Origin of the sequence: Rubripirellula lacrimiformis (assembly GCF_007741535.1) — a bacterium.
In the GTDB taxonomy this organism is placed as follows: Bacteria; Planctomycetota; Planctomycetia; order Pirellulales; family Pirellulaceae; genus Rubripirellula; species Rubripirellula lacrimiformis.
Genome location: NZ_CP036525.1, coordinates 5,470,079 through 5,488,271, shown reverse-complemented (window position 1 = coordinate 5,488,271; position 18,193 = coordinate 5,470,079). Strand labels below are relative to the sequence as shown.

Annotated in this window: 1 protein-coding gene (only partly in view); it reads right to left on the bottom strand. The window is 57.5% G+C overall.

All coding sequences use genetic code 11. The features are described from left to right. Positions 1–18,193: the 5' portion of an Ig-like domain-containing protein gene (locus tag K227x_RS19220; protein ID WP_145172041.1), read on the bottom strand. Its footprint begins 9,746 nt before the window's first position; the window shows 18,193 of its 27,939 coding nt (coding positions 1–18,193); its start codon is at positions 18,191–18,193; the stop codon falls past the left edge of the window.

Genomic DNA, 18,193 nt, shown 5'->3' with positions numbered 1-18,193 from the left:
TGGCTGCGTCCAGGGTGTCCAATGCCATAACGATTCGGTTTTCGGTGTCGTAGTCGACTTCCACAAAGTCGCCGAACATCATGACAGGATTAGCGATCGTACTAGCCGCAGCGCTGGCGATCGTATCGGACCCGTCGGCACCTTGGATCACGGTGGTGCCGTAGGTCAGCGCGTCGGCAGTCAGTGAAATGTTGTCGTCCTGATCGCTGCCGTTGATCCAGATCAGTGGGGCGGTCAGGGACCCGGCAATTTGGATGACGGATCCTACTTCGTTAATGTTGTCAAATCCGCCTAGAATTTCCAGCAATTGGTAAGCGGTGATGGACGATCCGACGCCTGTCTGGATGTTGTCGCCAGCTTGCAAACGCACCGTGCCACCGGTAGAGGTAATGGACACTCCATCGGCAACGGTAATGTCGTCTCCGGCAGCTTCCTTTTCGGTGGCGATGATCACGATATCGGTGGCCGACGTGATGTCTTCGGACACGATCACGGGGCTCTTGGCAACTAGCCGGATTTCGCCACCGGATTGCATCCCAGGTGCTTCCCCACTGACGACTCCGCCCACGTTCAGGTCGCCCGTGTTGACGATATAGGTTGAACCCGTCGTCGACTGGCCTTCGACGTTGCTGATGATGGTTGTGATCGGACGTGCGTCCTCGCCGATATCCTGCGAAGCGAAGAAATACACGTTGCCCGATAGCACGTTCTTGTCGTCGACGTCAGCAAGTCGGTTGACGATATTGCCGCTGAGTGCACTGACGAATGCTGTCGCAGTGTCGCCGGTACCGACGGTCGCCAAACGCAGATCGCCCAGCAGTTCAGTGACGTAGGTGTTTCCCAGCAGGCTAGACGTGGTGACTAGTCCATCGGCTTGATAGCTGCTGTCGATTTGCAGTTCATCGCCTGCGGCACCGATCCCGCCAAAGTCCGCACGTACGGTTACCGAGTTACCACGCACGTCGCGGGCGGCACCGTTGGTTCCGATGGTCGAAAGGTGGCTTCGCAATGATACGTCCCCAGCGGCAGCATCGATCGAATCGATCCGCATATCACCGAAGGTTTCCCACAGGTAGATTCCGTGCGTCGTGCTGATCGCAGAGATCGTTGACGCACTGGCATGGTCGGTTTTGAGTGGTGCGGTCGATTTTCCAATCGATCCTTCCGCAGCCGACAGCGAGATGCCCAGACCCGACTTCAGGTTGTTCAGCGATCCGCCAAGGTTGTCCAAGATCGAGCCGCTGATCGTTGCCAGGACAATCGCACCGGCTTGCGAATACACGCTATCGATGTTCATGTTCCCCGCTTGTTCGACCAAAAAGACTCCGCCCAGTGCACGAGCGGTCATGGATGCGTCCAGAAGGCTGTCCAAGCGAACGGGTTTGGCTTCGGTGCCGATGGCACCAGATCCGGCTTCTAGCACCAAATCGTCCGATTTGATCATTGCCGCGTTCGCATCGGCGTTCGCGTTCGAGATCGCACCGGCGGTCTTCAGCGCAAGGATGCCGGTCGTTTCGATGTACTCGACATCAAAATCGCTCTCGCTACCGATGAATACCGGACCCGTCGCGATGACTCGCAAGTCACTGCTAGCGTAGACGTCCACGTCATCCCGCTGGGCGATTTCGATCTTTGTGACGACGACTCCATCGGCATTCGGATCAGCCGCGATCGGTGTTAGCGTGGCCGCAATCCCTGTTTCGTCGACCAGCGAATCACGATGCGATACCGTCAAGGTGTCTGCGGTGACCGAGGTGATTTCAACGAGCGAATCTTCGGTGACATTGGTGGTGTCGCCCGCGATCCGCAGCATCAGTCCAACTTTGTACCCGTCATCGATCCAGCTGCCACTATCGCTGCGTGTGATCGTATCGCCATTGTCCGGATCGGAAACAAAATTCATCGGTCCGCTGACCGTTGGACCGGCAATGAATGACACCTGGGTGCGTTCTGCGGCCGCCAAAGCGACCCGTTCGTCGTTGGTTAGCACGAGCGGCCGTGGGGTGACGTCGATCGAGATTGCGTCGGTGAAGGAACCCACGCCACCGGCCGATGCCGTGATCGTGACTTTTCGCCCGGAAATGTTGTCCAGCTCGATCGTCGTCTGAGTATCGGTGACTTCCTTCATCAACCCGGCACCGATCGTGTTCAACAATTCCTGCTCGGTCCAGATCTTGATGCTGCCGACCAAGGCGTCGTTCTCTTCGGTGGTCAGCTGGTACACGAAATCGGTGATGTGTGTCGCCGTTAGGTCGCCCACATCGTAGGCATCGTCTTCGCGATCGTAGGCCGCAAACGTTGCGTGCAACGTTCGGTACTGCTGAGTCCGCGAATTTTCCAGCGTCGCAATGGCGTCGTCTACATACGTGGTAAGCGTTGCACCGCTATAGCCAAGCAGAGTACCTTCGTCGGTATAGAACGATTCATAGGATTCTCGTTCGCCATCGGTGATTTCTACCGTAAAGCTGGCATCAAAGGTGGATGGATCGGACTGTGTGTTCCGCCACTTCCAATAGGCCTGGTACTCGCGACTCTTGCTGGCCGCGAATGTATCGATCGTCTCGGTGACTTTGTCACCGGCGCCCGTATTCTCGGTCAACCCCAGATCGCTCCAGACGCCGGTCAGTAGCTCGTTGTAGCTGCGTTCGTCGCGAATCGAGAAATTGTTCGAATCGACGACGTATCCCGAAACAACGGTTAGTTGGACATCGCCGCTATCGGACAAGATTTGATCGACGTGCAGGTCGCCTGTCATTTCGGTCAGATAGATACTTTGCGCCGACACAACCGTGACTGAATTGGCAAGCGATACGCCGCTGTTGATTTTCAGTGGTTTTGCTTCGGCACCAATGGTGGCAGCGCCACCGTCCAACTGGATCGTTCCACCACTGATGTTGGTGACGCCCGCATCAACGCTGGTGATCCCGTTTTGGGCGCTGACTTCGACCGTACCTAGGCCCGAGGACGTGATGGATTCGATCGGCAATGATCCAGCGACCTGATAGATGCTGATCGCACCGGCAGCCTGGGCAAACAGTCCCGCACCGGTGGCGGTGGATTTGACATTGCTGCGGAAACCGGTGATGTTCGCACCGGCATTCAGCACGACGCGTGTTCCGCCGACCGATTCGTCTTGGCTGGTCTGGATGATCGATGCCGTGGTGCTTAGCGTCGTTGTTCCGCTGGGGTTCAGGATCGACCCGGTCACGATGATATTGCCGCCCGAGTTCGACTTCACGTCGACGGTTGATGTGGCGCTGCCGATGAAGTCGATCGTGATCGGGCGGTCGGCACGGAACGTGTGCGTGGCAACGGTTTCTTCCTTGATTTCTTCGACCCAACGTTGGTAATTGGTTTTCTTTCCCCACCACGTTTTGGTGGACCATTGGCCGGTTTTGTAACGGCGTGGTTCCTCTAGATTGTTGGTTTGGGTCGAATAGACGTAGTCGCCTTCGGCGCTTGCCGCCTTATAGAAGTAGGCTCCGGCCGGCAGCAGTTTGGGTTGTCCGATGACTTCGACATGGGGGCCGCTGCGGACATTTCCGGGGTCCGCTGCCAGGGCATCCACACCGAACCAAGATGAAGATCCATAGGTCGTGGTTGTGCGGGTTGCCGTTTGTTCGCCCACAGCGAACCCGTACCGCCAATTTGCTTCCGGCGTGTAGGTCCCGTCTTCGGTCAGAATGTTCGCTTGGGGATTGGTTGGTGTTCCTTTGGCTTTATCGGCTATCAACAAGACGCCGCCGCCCTGTTGAGACGAATCAAGTCGTTCGATCGAAATGTCGTACGGGGTTTGGTTGTCGATGGCGATGTTGGCGTAGCCGTCCAGAACGCGAACCGTACCAGCGCCAGTGCTAAGAATATGACCGGTCAGTTGGACGTTGCCGCCACTAACGCGGACTTCCTTGACGATGATCTTGTTATCCACACGATCATAAAACAGGGTGAAATCTTTATCCGACGCATTGAGTTTGGTATAGCGGCCTCCGGACGATTTGTACCGGATCAACGCGATTTCAAGCGTCGTCGCAGCATCCAGGGTCTTGGTGTATTGTTCCTGCCCGCTTTGGACGATCCCGTTGATGTTGATGTATTCTGCGTTTACGATCACGGTGTCGCCCATCAAATTGACAGTGGTCGTTGCCGTCGTCAGTTTTTCCAGCACATCCTCGTCGTCAAACTCGTCCATTCCGTCGCCGAGCGACTTTAGCTTTCCGTAGGGATCGCCACCGACGCTGTAGCTGGTCAGGCCGTCGATGAACACACTGCCGCCGGCGATCGTGTTGACATTGGCCGCGCGAACGCTGGCTCGGTACGTGATGTCTCCGTCGGGGTTTTCTGTCGTGACGGTGCCGCTGTAGTTGGTGACATCGCCTGTCACGACGATCGCCGGACTGGCGTAATCGTCATCGGGAATGTCACCTGATTCGAAAGTGTTTTTGATGTGAATTTCGGGGCCGATTGGGTCGCCGTTGTCGTCCAACGGTAACTCCACCACCGGCAGCGCGGTGAAATCAACCGTGGTGGCAGGGGTCGGCGTATTCAACGCTGCGATCGCGAGGTTGGTGCCCGTTTTGACACCGTTGACGAACAAGCCACCGGTCGATTCCGGAATCGTCACGCCCTGAATGTTCAACTGGGCGGGGGTGTGGTTGGTGATGGTCACCGACGCGTCGGCGGGCGCGTCAATCAGGCCGCTGCCTGAGAACTGGTCGCCCCGAATGTCGACCATCCCGGCTTGAGCCCAGATGGGATGTACGTTGATGCTAAGCACGGACGATTCGATCGCTGTCACGCTGCCGTCGCTTTCGATCGTGGCCAAGCCTTTGGAAACCAACTGGGATTGGATTCGTGTGATTTCACTTTGGTAGAAGTCACGCAGCTTGGTGTTCGTGGTCCGATAGGTTTCTAGGTTAGCGCGAGCCGCATTCAGCTGTGTCATCAATCCGGATTCCAACAAGACAAATCCAGTGTCATAGGACAGTCCGGCAGTGCCAGTGACCACCGAAATCTGACCGGTTTCTTGATTCCATCCGTAGGGAATGGTGTCTTCCCCGATCGCACCAAGCGTCAGTGTCTGATGCCGTCGGATGCCGGTGCGAAGCGTCCCGTCGACCACGACATTGCCGTAGGCTTCGCTTGCGATCGATCCGCTGTATTGTTCCTGTCCGCCCAGGGCAGAATTTAAGGCCCCCGATGCCGCTGACAACCAGTTGACGGCTTTGGCCTTGCTGTCCAGTTCAGCCAAACCGAGTCGTTCCGCATGCAGGTTGATGTCCTTGGCAGACTCCAACGTCGCGCCACTCATCACCGTGATCGTGTTGGTTTGGATCAGGATGGTCTTCGAGTCGACCGAATCGATCGGAATCGCGCTGCCGGCAAACGTATCGGTCTTGGCATCCATCGTGTATTGGTCACGATTGAAGTCGATGCTGGTACCAGCAGCCACGTTCAAATCACCGATCGCTCGAATCGTGGCACCAGGTGACACCGTCACCGAATTGTTCGGACGAATTTCGGAGTTGGCGTCGGCGATAACAACCGTTGCGGCACCGAAGGTTTCTGCGTTGGTCTTGGTCTGGACGTCGCCGGTACCGCGAGCGGAAATCAGAATGTCGCCGACACTGGTCAGCGCCGAACTAGGATTGATCGTGATCGCAGAATCATTTCCGGTGGTTTTGATTGTGCTTTCGGCTGACGCACCTGACAGTGCCCCCCCGGTGGTGAAATTGACTTTGTCGCGAGCGTAAAGCTTGTTCAGCGTCGTCAGCGACATCGTGCCTGGACTGGATTCCGATCCAACGACGTTTAATTGAGCGTTGTTGCCGACGACGATCGCAGTGTCGAAGTCGACTTCGGTGATGCTTTTGGCACTGGCCCCGGCGATCAAACCACCGGTTGTGCCGCGAATGTTTTCTTCGCCAAGGTCTGGTTTGCTGGCGCTGCCACTGGCATCAATACGAATGTCGTGCGCGTTGATGACGGCGCCGGTTCCGATCATCGCCTTGGTTGTGTTGTTGACATTGTTGTTAACGCGTGCACCGGCACCGGCCAGCAATCCACCCGAAAGTGTTTTGACTTTGCCGTTGACTTCGCTTTTACCCAAGGCGTTGATGTCAAGTGATCCGCTGAGCGTGATCGCGGTGTTGTTGCCAATGTTGACGATCGTCGTCGCATGGTTGACCGTTTTGGCCGAAGCCGATGCTCCGGCGGCCACACCGCCACTGCCCGCAAACGTGTCGCTAAGCAGACGCTGGTTGCTGTCGGCTGATACAGCAAGCGAACCACCGACGAACGTGATTCCGCTGCCCAGACCAGTCGTAACACTGGAATTGTTCGTGATTCTCGCTGAACTTATGCCGGCTGCCAAAATTCCGCCCGCATAACTGTCGGCGCTGGCATAATGTTCGCCTTGTCCAACCGCCGACAGGCTGGTATTGCCGGAGATGTTGAAAGTCGAATCGTTCCCCAGCGTTGCCGAAATGGTCGCGTTATTGTTGACACGGCTGTTGGTCGAATCGATGCCGATCAACCCGCCTGTTGCACCTGTTGTGCGTACACTCGATGTCTTTCCAGTCGTGGGGTCATCTAGCAGTGCTTTGGCGGACAGCGATTGCGCCGTGATGTTCCCGTCGACGTGGGTGGACACGTTGGGAGCCAAGTTGATGGTCGCAACCGAAGCTCCCACCGCGTAAGCTCCCGCGTTGACGCCCAATGCGGTGGCTGTTCCCTTGGGAACGCTACGGGCTAGCAGGTCAATGTCACGAGCGATGATCGCCGAATTGTCGATGTAGCTTGAAACGATTCCGTTGAAGTTCAACTCGGAAACGCTGCCACCTGCGGCCACTGAGATGCCGATCGCGATGCTGGCTGTGCCGACATTCGTTTCCGCGGTTGTCGTTTCCAGGGCCTGAACCGATAGGTCACCGGACACGATTAAATCGGCGTCCTGCAGATAGGCCAGAGTGGTCGTGCCGATGGTGTTGATCGAATTGGCACCTCCGCCGCTGGCGGTACCAAGTCCCGCCGATAGGCTAGCCGCTGACGAGGTGGCGTTGATGGTTGCGGATTGCTGTGCATTGACCGAGAAGTCATCGGCCACTTCACGCCAAACTTGCGAGTCCAGATAGTTTTGATTGGACAAGTTGATCGTGGAACTGTTTTCCCAGTACGTGGTATCCGTAAAATCTGTCGTGCTGAGGTCAACTTGACTGACGTCTTGCCATAGCAGGGTGTTCTTGAAGTTCTCGATGCTTAGGTCCAACGTCGCATCACTGGTTCCAATGTACTTGTACAGACCTGCCAAGCGACCTTTGGTGGCGTTGTGATTCAGCGAAACACGCACCTGGTCTCCGGTCGTGACGTCCTGCGATCCGTACTGCGAATACAGATCGACGGTTGGTCCCTTGTACTGATAGACCTGCCCCTCGTTGCCACCGTCGGTATGACTGGCTGCGACTCGCACCAACTGCCCCACATTGACGAAGTTGGAACCGTCGCTGCTGACGTAGTCGGTGGTTTGGCCCAAGAATTCGTAGACTCCGCCGACCCGGCCCAAACTGGTTTGGTATCCGCTTGCGACTTGAACACGGTTTCCGATGGCGACGGGTTTGACACCGCTTGTGCTGGTGAAGTTGGACGAGTTGCGGATCTTGGCATCGTCGACAAATGCGGCGGTCCGGGTCGTGATCGTGTTTTTTGATAGCGAGACCGCGATCGACACGGAACCACCGATTCCAAACGCGGCGGCCAGCGATGCTGCTTGAGCATCAGTCGTAATCGTGGAATGGTCGGTTGCCAACAGCGATCCATTGGCGACGCTAATTCCGCCGGCGCGAGCATCGATGATCTTGGATTCGATCGTTTGACCGATCAGGTTGGTTGATCCCACACCGGCACCGCTGCCGGCACCGACAAACAATCCGCCAGCTGCTGCGACGCTGCCGGCAAAAACGGTTCCATTGATTGTTGCCGTCGACGTTGCCAATTGTGTCAGGTCGCCCGCGGCGACCAACGACACGTCATCCATCACCGCCATCACGGACGACGATGCGTTGCTGCCGTCGGAGTTGTACCCGATATAGTTCTTGGAACTGGACGCACCGATCGAAACGCCAACGCCCACTTTGGCACCCACGCCGACTCCGACCGAAGCGGTCAGTACGCTGGCGGTAATCGCCGCGGCATTCACCGCTTGGATCGTCACGTCATCGCCGCTGACGAAATCGCCGTTTTGGGCAAGCGCGTAGGTGGAACCATTGATCAGGTTCGTTGCACCGGCGCCCGCCCCGCTGACTCCGATTCCTACTGTTCCGCCTAAGCCCACACCTAGCGACGCTGCCGCGGCCAAGACCTGAATGGAACTTGCTTGCCGGGCGTCGATCGTGATCGAATCACCAACGGTCGTAAGATCTGTCTTTTTGACCGATGCTTCGACCGATGTTTCGATGACGTTCTTGGCATCGGTCGCACCCACCGAAATGGCAACGCCGGCGGTGCCGCCAAAGGTGGCTGCAATCGAAACAGCCGCAGCCAACGCGGTGATCGTCGATCGATCTTGGGCTGCGATGTTGGCGCTGTTTGCCGAAACGGTATTGATTCCATCGCCAACGGGTTGCTCGCCGCTAGGGACGGCATGGTCGATGGTGGCGGTCACATAGGAACCAATACGGTTTTCTGCATTGACGCCGGATCCACTTGCCGCGACACCGGTGGTGCCACCGCCAGCCAAGGCAACCGATCCGGAAAACACGATCGAGCCAATCGTTTGGTCGCCGGTGGCGATCACATCCAGCGATCCCGATGCCGCTACATCGCTGCGACGAATCGCTGCCAATACACCTCCGGTACCTGTGGCTCCATCGTCGCCCATTCCGATCTTATTCTGCGCAACCGCGATCCCGATGGATGCCCCCACGCCCGTGGTTCCACCACCTGCAATCGCTGCCGAAGCGGCGATCACGGCCGATTGAATCGACGCAGTGCTATCGGCGGAAACCAGCACGTCGCCGGTGACGTCAAGCGTACCCTTGTCGATCACCGCTTGAGTGTTCTTTTGCACGTTGTTGATCGCCACAGCCCCAGCACCGCTAATCGCGACCCCGGTCTGGCCACCGATTGCGATTCCCAGCGATGCTGCGACCGATAGGGCGCTGATGCTGCTCTTGCTGAACTGCAACTTGGTTGCGTCGCCGTCTTTCAACGTTGCGGTATAGCTTGACCCGTCGCCCGTCACGATCAACCACGCCGTACCAGGTTTTAGCACGGATAGTTTCAACTCTGGCGCGACCTTTTTCCAGATGGACGTGTTGGCGTAGTTTTGACTGCTTAGGTCAATCGTCGTGTCCGTGCCAAGGTACTGGTACGTCCGCCCGCCCACGCCGCCGCTACGATATCCTGCGTCCAGCCGAACCGTTTGGTCCGTTTTGATCAGTTGGCTGCCGATACCGCTGGTATAGGTCCAGCCGCCACGAAGCGAGTCAACATCCGAAACATCTTCACCACCACTACGCAGCGCATTGGCGATGCTGTCCAGTACCGTGAGGTCAGCAGTTTGGTCGACCGTGGCTTCGTTGACGTCCTCGGTGTCCCCGTCGTCGTCATCTTGCTTGGCCGCGTCATCCAGCAGCGTCGGTGTCAGCGAATGCGTTGCCAGGGCCGTGTCGAACAGCGGTCGTGCGAACTGAGATGCGGTCACATCAAGATCACCACTGCGTGTCGCGATGATGGTGTTGTCGGATACCAACGCTTTGGCACCGCCGGTCAACTTGTTGAAAGCCAGGGATAATCCCAGACTACCCGCCACGCTGTTCTGTCCCGCGAAGGACGCGGAAATCGACGCCGCGCCTGTCACCGATGCAATGCTGGATTCATCGATCGCAGAAACGGTGATGCTATCGGCAATGATCGACGCAGCCAGCGGACTGGCAACGATCGTGGGGGATCCACTAACGATGGCGGAGATAGAGTTGGTGACCGTATTGATCGCGACCGCGCCAGCAATGCTAGGCGCAAATCCGCTCTGGCCGGCTGCCGCGACTGCGACGGCCCCGGCTAGAACCATGGCGTCGATGCCAGCTTTCCCGACGGCAGTGACGGACAGGTCGCCATCCGCATCCAACACCGAATTAACCAGTTCGGCAGAGGTGGTGTATGTGGCGGATTCGATGCTGACGAGTTGCCAGCGTTGTTCGTCGTCATAGTTTTCCTGAGCAAGCTTGATTCCAGCAGCATCCGTCGTCGTGTCTGCCGTGTATCGGTACACACTGCCGAAAAGTGCGCCGCTGGTCACATGAACGGTGTCGCCCTTTTCCAGTGTTAGTGGTTGTTCGTTGATCGTGTGGTCGGCGACAACGCCCTTGCTTTTCCACCCAATGAAGTTTTTGGCGACCGAAAGTCCCAACGCGAACGCGGGGGAGGATCCGGTTCCGATGGCAACGCTGCCGGCGATCGCTCGCACCAAAGCGTTGATGGTTGATTCGTTTTGACTGTCGATCGTTGCATCGCCACCACCGGATTGGTCGTTGATTTCAAAGACGCTGTCGGTGAGCGTGGCTGTGGCGCTGCCGGTCAAGTAGTTGATGCTGATCGCTCCGCCACCGCTGACGGCCTTCGATCCACCCAGACTGGCGGCCACGCCAACAGCAGTCGAGATCACCGTTGCATCGATTTGGCCTCGCCGCAAGGTTGTCACCACCAAATCACCACCGTCGATTCGGGCTGGCGTCGATTGGGTTCCCGCAGCATGGATGTTTGCGACCACGTCGCTATTGATTTCATTGCGAGCGAAAGTGACCCCGACCGCGACTCCCGAAGAAGCGCCCGAACCCGCACCCACCGATACGCTGCTCGATTCCACCTCGGAACGGACACGCGTGATGTCTGCACTGGTAACTTGGACGTCATCCCCAGCGACAAAAGATTGTGGTGAATCGATCAGCGCTTTGGTGTCGGTTGCGACTTTGTTTTGAGTCAAGACAACGCCGACGTTCACCGTGTCGCTGCCACCGCCGGGCGTCACCGACAGAGTCTTTCCAGCGTTCAGAATCATCGCATCGATGCTGCCGCCTGTGGTGGCTTCCACGCTGACGCCGCCATCGATCAACAGCGACGTGTTGGAAATGGTGGCGTGCGTCGCAGCCGGATCATTGTCGGCAATTTCGGTGCCGAACAGTGTGTCGATGGCGTTGAAAAGCAGGTTCTGAGGTTCGTAGCCGACCGAGTTGAATGCCAGGGTAATTCCGATCCCATGGCCATTGGCTTCGACGGTGCTCCAGGTCTTGGCGCTGATCGATGAGTTGTTGATCGCCTGGACGTCTAGGTCGCCATCGCCGGTGGTCGTCACGCTGCTGTTTTTGATGAACGCATCGGCAGAGGACTGCACGGCATTGGTCGCGATCACACCGTTGACTGCCAGGCTGGTGCCTTCGCCCATCATGCTGCCGCCACTGCTGGTGACCGTCGAATCGTTTTGTGCTGCGATCCGGGATGTCTCGTTCGCGATCACGTTGACATCCCCATGAACGTTCAACGTATAGTTCTGGATGTGGGCATCGACACTGCTGCGAACGGCGTTGCGAACGATCAGTCCACCAAATGCCGAACTATTTGAATCGCTGACGTTTAGACTCAGGCCCGGAATCAATTCCGTTGGTTGGATGCTGGGCATCGCCATCCACAGCAGCGTATTCCCGTAGTCGGTAGTGGCAAGATTCACGCTTTGGGAGGTCCCCAGATAAAGATAAATCTGGTCAGCGGCGCCGATCGTCTTCCGCCATTTGGATCCGTCAAGGTAATTGACCGAATCGAGTTCGACGTTTTTCAGGTCCGCGGTCCCCACGTATTCAAAAACGTCCCCGCGTGCGGCACCTTGGATATCGAATTCCAGTTCGACTCGATCGCCCTTGGCAACGGTTTCTGGAACGTCCGATGACACAAAGTCGACGTCATCAATACGGACAAAATCATTGGGGTCGATGGTTCGGGTACCCGAACGATCGGTGTAGTCGTATCCGATCACGTCGGCGACTCGGCGCAGTGTTCTGCTTAGACCGGCATCGTTTGTGGTCGACGATAGTGATTCTAGTTTGGTGTTGGCCTGGATCTGTGCTTGTTCGGTCGCTTGAACCAAAACATCTCCATCGGTCGCTGTGGCCGTGGCCTTGGCACCCGTGCTTTTTTGGATCGACGCTTCGGTATCGGCCAACACCATATTGCTGGTCAGGATGGCACCGACAGCCGTGCTGCTGGCTCCGCTTAGCGCTTCGGCAACCGACGATGTTTCGTTGCTGACGTGGGCCTTGATCTTGGCCGAATTGTCGGCGGTGACGTGGATCCCGCCGGCCGACGCCAGCGGGGTATCGGTGACGATCGCATGGACGGCGGAGGCTTTTTCACGCGTTCCCCAAGACGTGCCCAGCAAGGCGTCGAAGGTTTGCGTCAGAATGTCCTGTGTGTCGTAACCGACGGTGTTGTAGGCAAGCGTCAATCCGATGCCCTGGTCTCCGGTGGTGACAGATGACTTGTTGCGTGCATTCAGAAACGCCGCATTTTCGCTATGGACGACGATATCGCCGGTGGTGGTCGTGATACTGCCGCCGGTAACCAACGCTTCGGCATCGGAAAGTACCAGGTTCGCAGCGATCACGCCGTTGATGGCCAGCGATGTTCCCTCGCCCAAGTCGCTGCCGCCCGATGACGAAGCGACGGAATCGATCGATGCGACAATCGACGCAGTTTCCAAAGCTTCGACCGACACATCCCCAGCGGTGACGGTGACGTTCGTCAGGTACGCATCCACACTGCTGCGGACATCGTTGCGGACCAGAATCCCACCGACGGCGATGGAGTCGGAATCACCGATGTTGCCGGGCGTATCCAATAGCCGTACCAGGGATGTTTCTTTCCAGTATCCGGTATCGCTGAAATCGGTTTTCGAAAGATCGATGGCCGCGGTTTCGCCCATGTACTTGTAGCGACTGCCACCGACGCCGCCGTCGGAATGTCCTTTGCTTAATCGAACAGTGTCACCAAAGTTCAGCGTTTGCAGGCCATCGATGCTAAGGTAGGTCGCATCGGAGGGATCGAAGGCGCGGTATTGGTTCTTGGCAATGCTCAGTCCGCCATCGTTCTTCGTTTCCGATGCGGCGATTAGGTTCGACGAGCTGTAGTTTCCAGCCCGATTTTCTGCCAGCACGTCAAGGGATCCGTCGACCACCACGGTTTTGGTCGCGAAATCAGACGAGAACTTGATTCCCGCTTCGGCTTCGCTGTTCACGCGATTGGCTGCCAACACAATGCTTGCTGCTTTGCCCGTCGCCCCGATCAACGCGGAAGCGGCGGATTCAACCGAATTGCTAAGATCCGAATTCAATTCGGCAAAGTTGTCGCCATGGATGCTGACATCGCCGCCGATGTGAAGCGGGGTGTCAAAGATGATTGCCTTGACTTCCGCCGGGGACGGGACCAGCAGATCGATGTCGATACCGATGACCGTATCCACCAGCGTTCCGAACAGGTTGGTTGGCTTGACGCCCAACAGGTTGAATGCAGCGGTGACGCCGGCGGCGGTATCGCCTGTGATCGTGGAACTGTCCAGGGTCGCTTCGATGGCACTGCGGTTTTCTGCCAACACGTTCAAATCGCCGTCGGCGGTCAGCGTGCTATCGGTAACGTCGACCTTCGCGTCGCTCAGTGCGATATTGGTCGCGATGGTTCCGCTAACCGCTAGCGACGTGCCTTCGCCAAACATGCTGCCGCCACTGCTGGTGACAATCGCGGTCGTGTCGGCAATCAGATCGGCTTGCTGGAGTGCCGAAAGGTTGATATCGGCTGCCGCGTCAACGTTGATGGCGGTCATGGTGGTCAGCACTTGGCTTTGCACATCATTTCGAACCAACAGCAAACCAACGGCCCGGGAATCCGAATCGCTGACGTTCCCCAAATCCGGATCGAAGTCTTCTGCCTCGATCGCCACACGACTCCACAGCAGCGAATCGGCGTAGTTGATCGTTGCAAGATCGGTTGTCGAAACGGGTGCAAGTGATCGGTAGATGCCACCGACTACACCGCCGGCGGTGTGACCGGGCGCGACGCGGACTTTATCACCAATGATTAGCGATCGATCGCCTGAGCGTGTCGTGAAACTGTAGGTCTTGTCAAACTGACCAAAGAAGTCGACCAGGACGTTGTCGCCGTTGGTGGTGACCGAAGTGCTTTCCAGATCGGTGCCCGCATCGATCCCTGCGCGATCTTTCGAAAGGATGTTCACGTCGCCGCCGGTGGCGACCGTACCCGTTCCCGTGGTGAAGTCGATCGTTGCGGTTGCCTCACTTTTGACAAGGTTGCTGGCGATGATCGCGGCGCCGGACTTACCGGAGGCTCCGATCAGGGCACCGGCCGCCGATGCCGTGGCGTTGGAAATGTCCGCTGTCAACGTTGCTTCGTTGGTTGCCGTTAAGTTCAGGTCACCACCGACGTCGATGGGCGTGTCCTGGATCCATGCCTTGGCACCCACCGATGATGTCCCGCCAAGGACGGTGCCCAAGATTGCGTCCAACGAATTGAACAGCAAGTTGCTCGGCGCGTAACCCAGACGGTTGAAAGCCAACGTCACACCCAGTGCCGTATCACCCGTTTTGGTGCTGTTGGTGTTGATCGCGCTGAACGTCGCACTGTTGTCGGCGGTGACGCTAAGATCGCCCGTGCCGGTGGTGGTTACCGTGCTGTCATCCACGTACGCTTCGGCACCACCGATCATGTTGTTGGTGACGATCGTCCCGTTGACGGCCAACGATGTGCCGGTTCCAAAGGCGCTGCCACCGGATGAGTTCACGGTGCTGTCCGTGGTTGCGTCGAGGGTCTGATCGGCAACTGCCGATACCGTCACGTGACCGACTGTTTGGGCGATCACGTTTTCCATGTGTGCATCGACATTCGCGTCGACGTCGTTGCGAACCACCAGACCACCGATGGCGACGGAGCTGGACTCGGAAAAATTGAGTCCGCTGCCGATCGTGTTGAAGGAATCCAGTTTGACCCAGGTTCCGTAGTCCGAGTAATCCGCAGTGCTTAGATCGACCGTTGCGGATGTACCGAGGTATCGATAGACGACACCGGCTTCGAACGAATCTGCATCTACCGGGCTAGACGGTAGTTCATAGTCGGATGCGACTCGAACAAGATCCCAGTAGCCGACCGCTTGGCTGCCCGAATGGCTGCTGAAATCGTATTGTCCGATGACGTCGTTGATCAAACCGTTGACCAGGCTGGTGCCCGCGTCGTTGGTGGTGGTCGAATCCGATAGCAACGTGGTATCCGCGGTGATCGAGGCCGAATCGGTGGCCAGAACCGACAACGCGTCACCGGCAGTGATCGCACGATCGTCTTCGCCGGTTCCTGTGGCGAATTCAATCGATGCAATGACGTCGCTATTGACCATGTTGGACGCGACGACAGCGCCCAACGATTTCCCGGTGGCTCCGAACAACGCGGACGCTGCAGATGTGGTCGAATTGCTCAGTCCCGATTCAATCGCGGCGACTGAGTCCGCGGTGACCGAGATGTCGCCGCCTGCGACGATGGTGGTGTCGTTGACGATCGCTTTGGTTTCAGCCGGTTTTTTGTCTCCGATATTGCTGGAAACCAAAGTATCCAGTGCATTGAACAGAGGATTTTGGGGTTGATACCCCACGGTATTGAACGCCAGCATGACGCCGATCGCGTCGGCGCCTGATTGAGTGACCGAATCGTTGATCGCTTTGATGGTGGATTGGTTGTCGGCAATGACATCCACGTCATCATCGGTGACGATGGTGCTGTCGTTCAGCGTCGCGACGGCGCTGCTGATGACACTGTTCGTTGCGATGGTTCCATTGACGGCTAGGCTGGTGCCGTCACCGAATGCGCTGCCGCCGGACGACTCGACCGTGGAATCGACCATCGCGTAGACGGTGGCTTGTTCGGTGGCCTGCACCGTCAGGGACGCCGAATCAATATCGGCGTGGTTCACCGTCGCGGTCGCTCCGCCACGAACGTCATTCATGGTGACAATCCCACCGACGGCGACGGAATCGCTGCTGTCCAGGTTCATACCCGTGGGCAGAATATCCGTTTGTGGTGCACGCCAAAAATCGAGGTCGTCAAAGTCCATACCGCTAAGGTCGAACGTGCTTGGATTCCCGCCGCTATCCAACCCGGTGCCCAGATAGGTGTAGACTCGGTCGGCAGTTCCACCGGCGCTATGATTCTTGTCGACGCGGACTGTGGATCCGAAGGTCAGGAAAGCAGCGGTGTTGGTGGAGACAAAGTTGGACGATAGCAAGTTGTCAATCGCTTCCTGCAATAATGACACACCTCCATCGTTGGTGATCAAACTGGATGAAACCAATTTGGTGTTGGCATAGATCGATGCGTTGTCGTCCGCTGAAACCGTCAGGTCACCGCCGACCTGGACGGTTCCAAAGGCGGGCTCCCCAAGCACCAGGAATTCTTCGTCAAAGTCCAACAGGGCGAAGGTTTGGGACGAAATGAAGTTGGTGGCGACCACGCCTGCCGCTGCAGCACCGCTTGAACCCAGTGCCGACGAACTTGCGGTTTCGGCCGCGTTGCTAACCGTCGCGTTGACGCCCATCGTCGAATCCGCCACGATCGACAAGGTCCCGCTGACGTCGATGGATGTGTTGAAAACGCGTGCGATCGTTTCTGCAGCCGCTTCGGTGCGGGTTTCCGGCGCGATGGCTTGGGTGATTGCCAATAGTGATTCGTTCTGGCCGCTGCCTACCGCTGCGTTGTAAGCGATGGTGGTTCCCGCGGCAAAGCCGGTGCTGGGGAATGCTTTGCTTGTCGCACGGGCTGCCAGGTCGCTTTTGGCCGTCAAAATGGACTGGTCGTTGGCGGTGACGTTTGCGTCCGTGGCGACCAACGATCCGCCGGTGATCTTGGCTCGCACATTGCCGACCAACAGGTTCGACGCATAGGTTCCACCCAAGGCGACCGTATAACTGAGCACCGGCGAACTATCGACGATGGACGCCGATTGCACCGCGGTCGTGCCGATGGTGCCTCGCAGCGCTTCGATCGTCGTTCCCACGCCGCCCGTGGTCGATTGCGTGATCGTCGAATCAATGATCACCACTTCGGTATCACCGATGAACGTATTCCGAGCCGTGGTGGCGTCGGCGTCGATCGGCGAACTGAGGTTGGATAGATCCCAATCCACACTGCCGCTGACCGCATCCGCACGAACCTGATCAACCGCTCGGATGCTTAGCGAGTCGCCCGATACGATCGTGCTGCCATTGCCGTCGGCGCCGATGGTCACCGAAGTGTCGCCGATGATTCGGTTCAGTGCCTGACTGCCCGTTGCCGAGTAGCGTGTTTGTCGCTGAGCCAGGATTGTTAGCGAGTCGTCGGCAGTGATCGATGATCCGCCTGGGATGTCAATTGTTGCTTCGTCGGTGAATCGGTTTTCGGCGCTGCCGAGCAATACGTCGCTGGTGGACGTCACCGTGCCCAGGGTTTTCGCGGACAGGATGATGTCGGCTGCAGCCAAACTGCCTTGGATCTGCACGTTGGCGACGTGGCTGCCGGTTTGGGCCGGCGAACCGGTCGTGATCGTTTGCACGCCCCGATCCGACTTGGCTGCGAGCTTCAACTGTTCGACCGCCGAAACGGTGACTCCCGATTCCACGCGAATCTTTTCCGAGTCGACAGACAGGTTTTCGTTGACCGATGTGTTGCCTTGGAACACCAGCAAATCGGTGCCGCCCAAACCAACAAAATCAATCGACGTTAGAAAGCCCGAAGGGAACGCGGCGTCGGCATCAGCGATGCTAGAGAAATCAAGGTATAGATTGTCGTCCGCTGTGGATCCATCGATCGACACCTCTTGCGGAGTCGTCAAATTCAGCAGCTCGAGTAGCGGCGTCCCCGGTGCACTGCGGTCGCGTAGCGACAGGCTAAAGTCGCTACCAGATTTTTGCGCCGTCAACAAAAATTCGCTCACGCCGGCGTAGCTGCCAAGGTCAAAGTCGGCGGCCAACAGTTCGCGTTTTTCGAGCGACTGGATATTCGGTCGGCAGATCCGTTCCGCCATTCGCGCCCGCTCGCGGCGGAGACGCCGAGTTCGCTGGCGCGGCGTTGCAGTAGCTTCGTTCAATTTTGGTTTCAGACCAATCAGGTTGCGCCAGTTCAT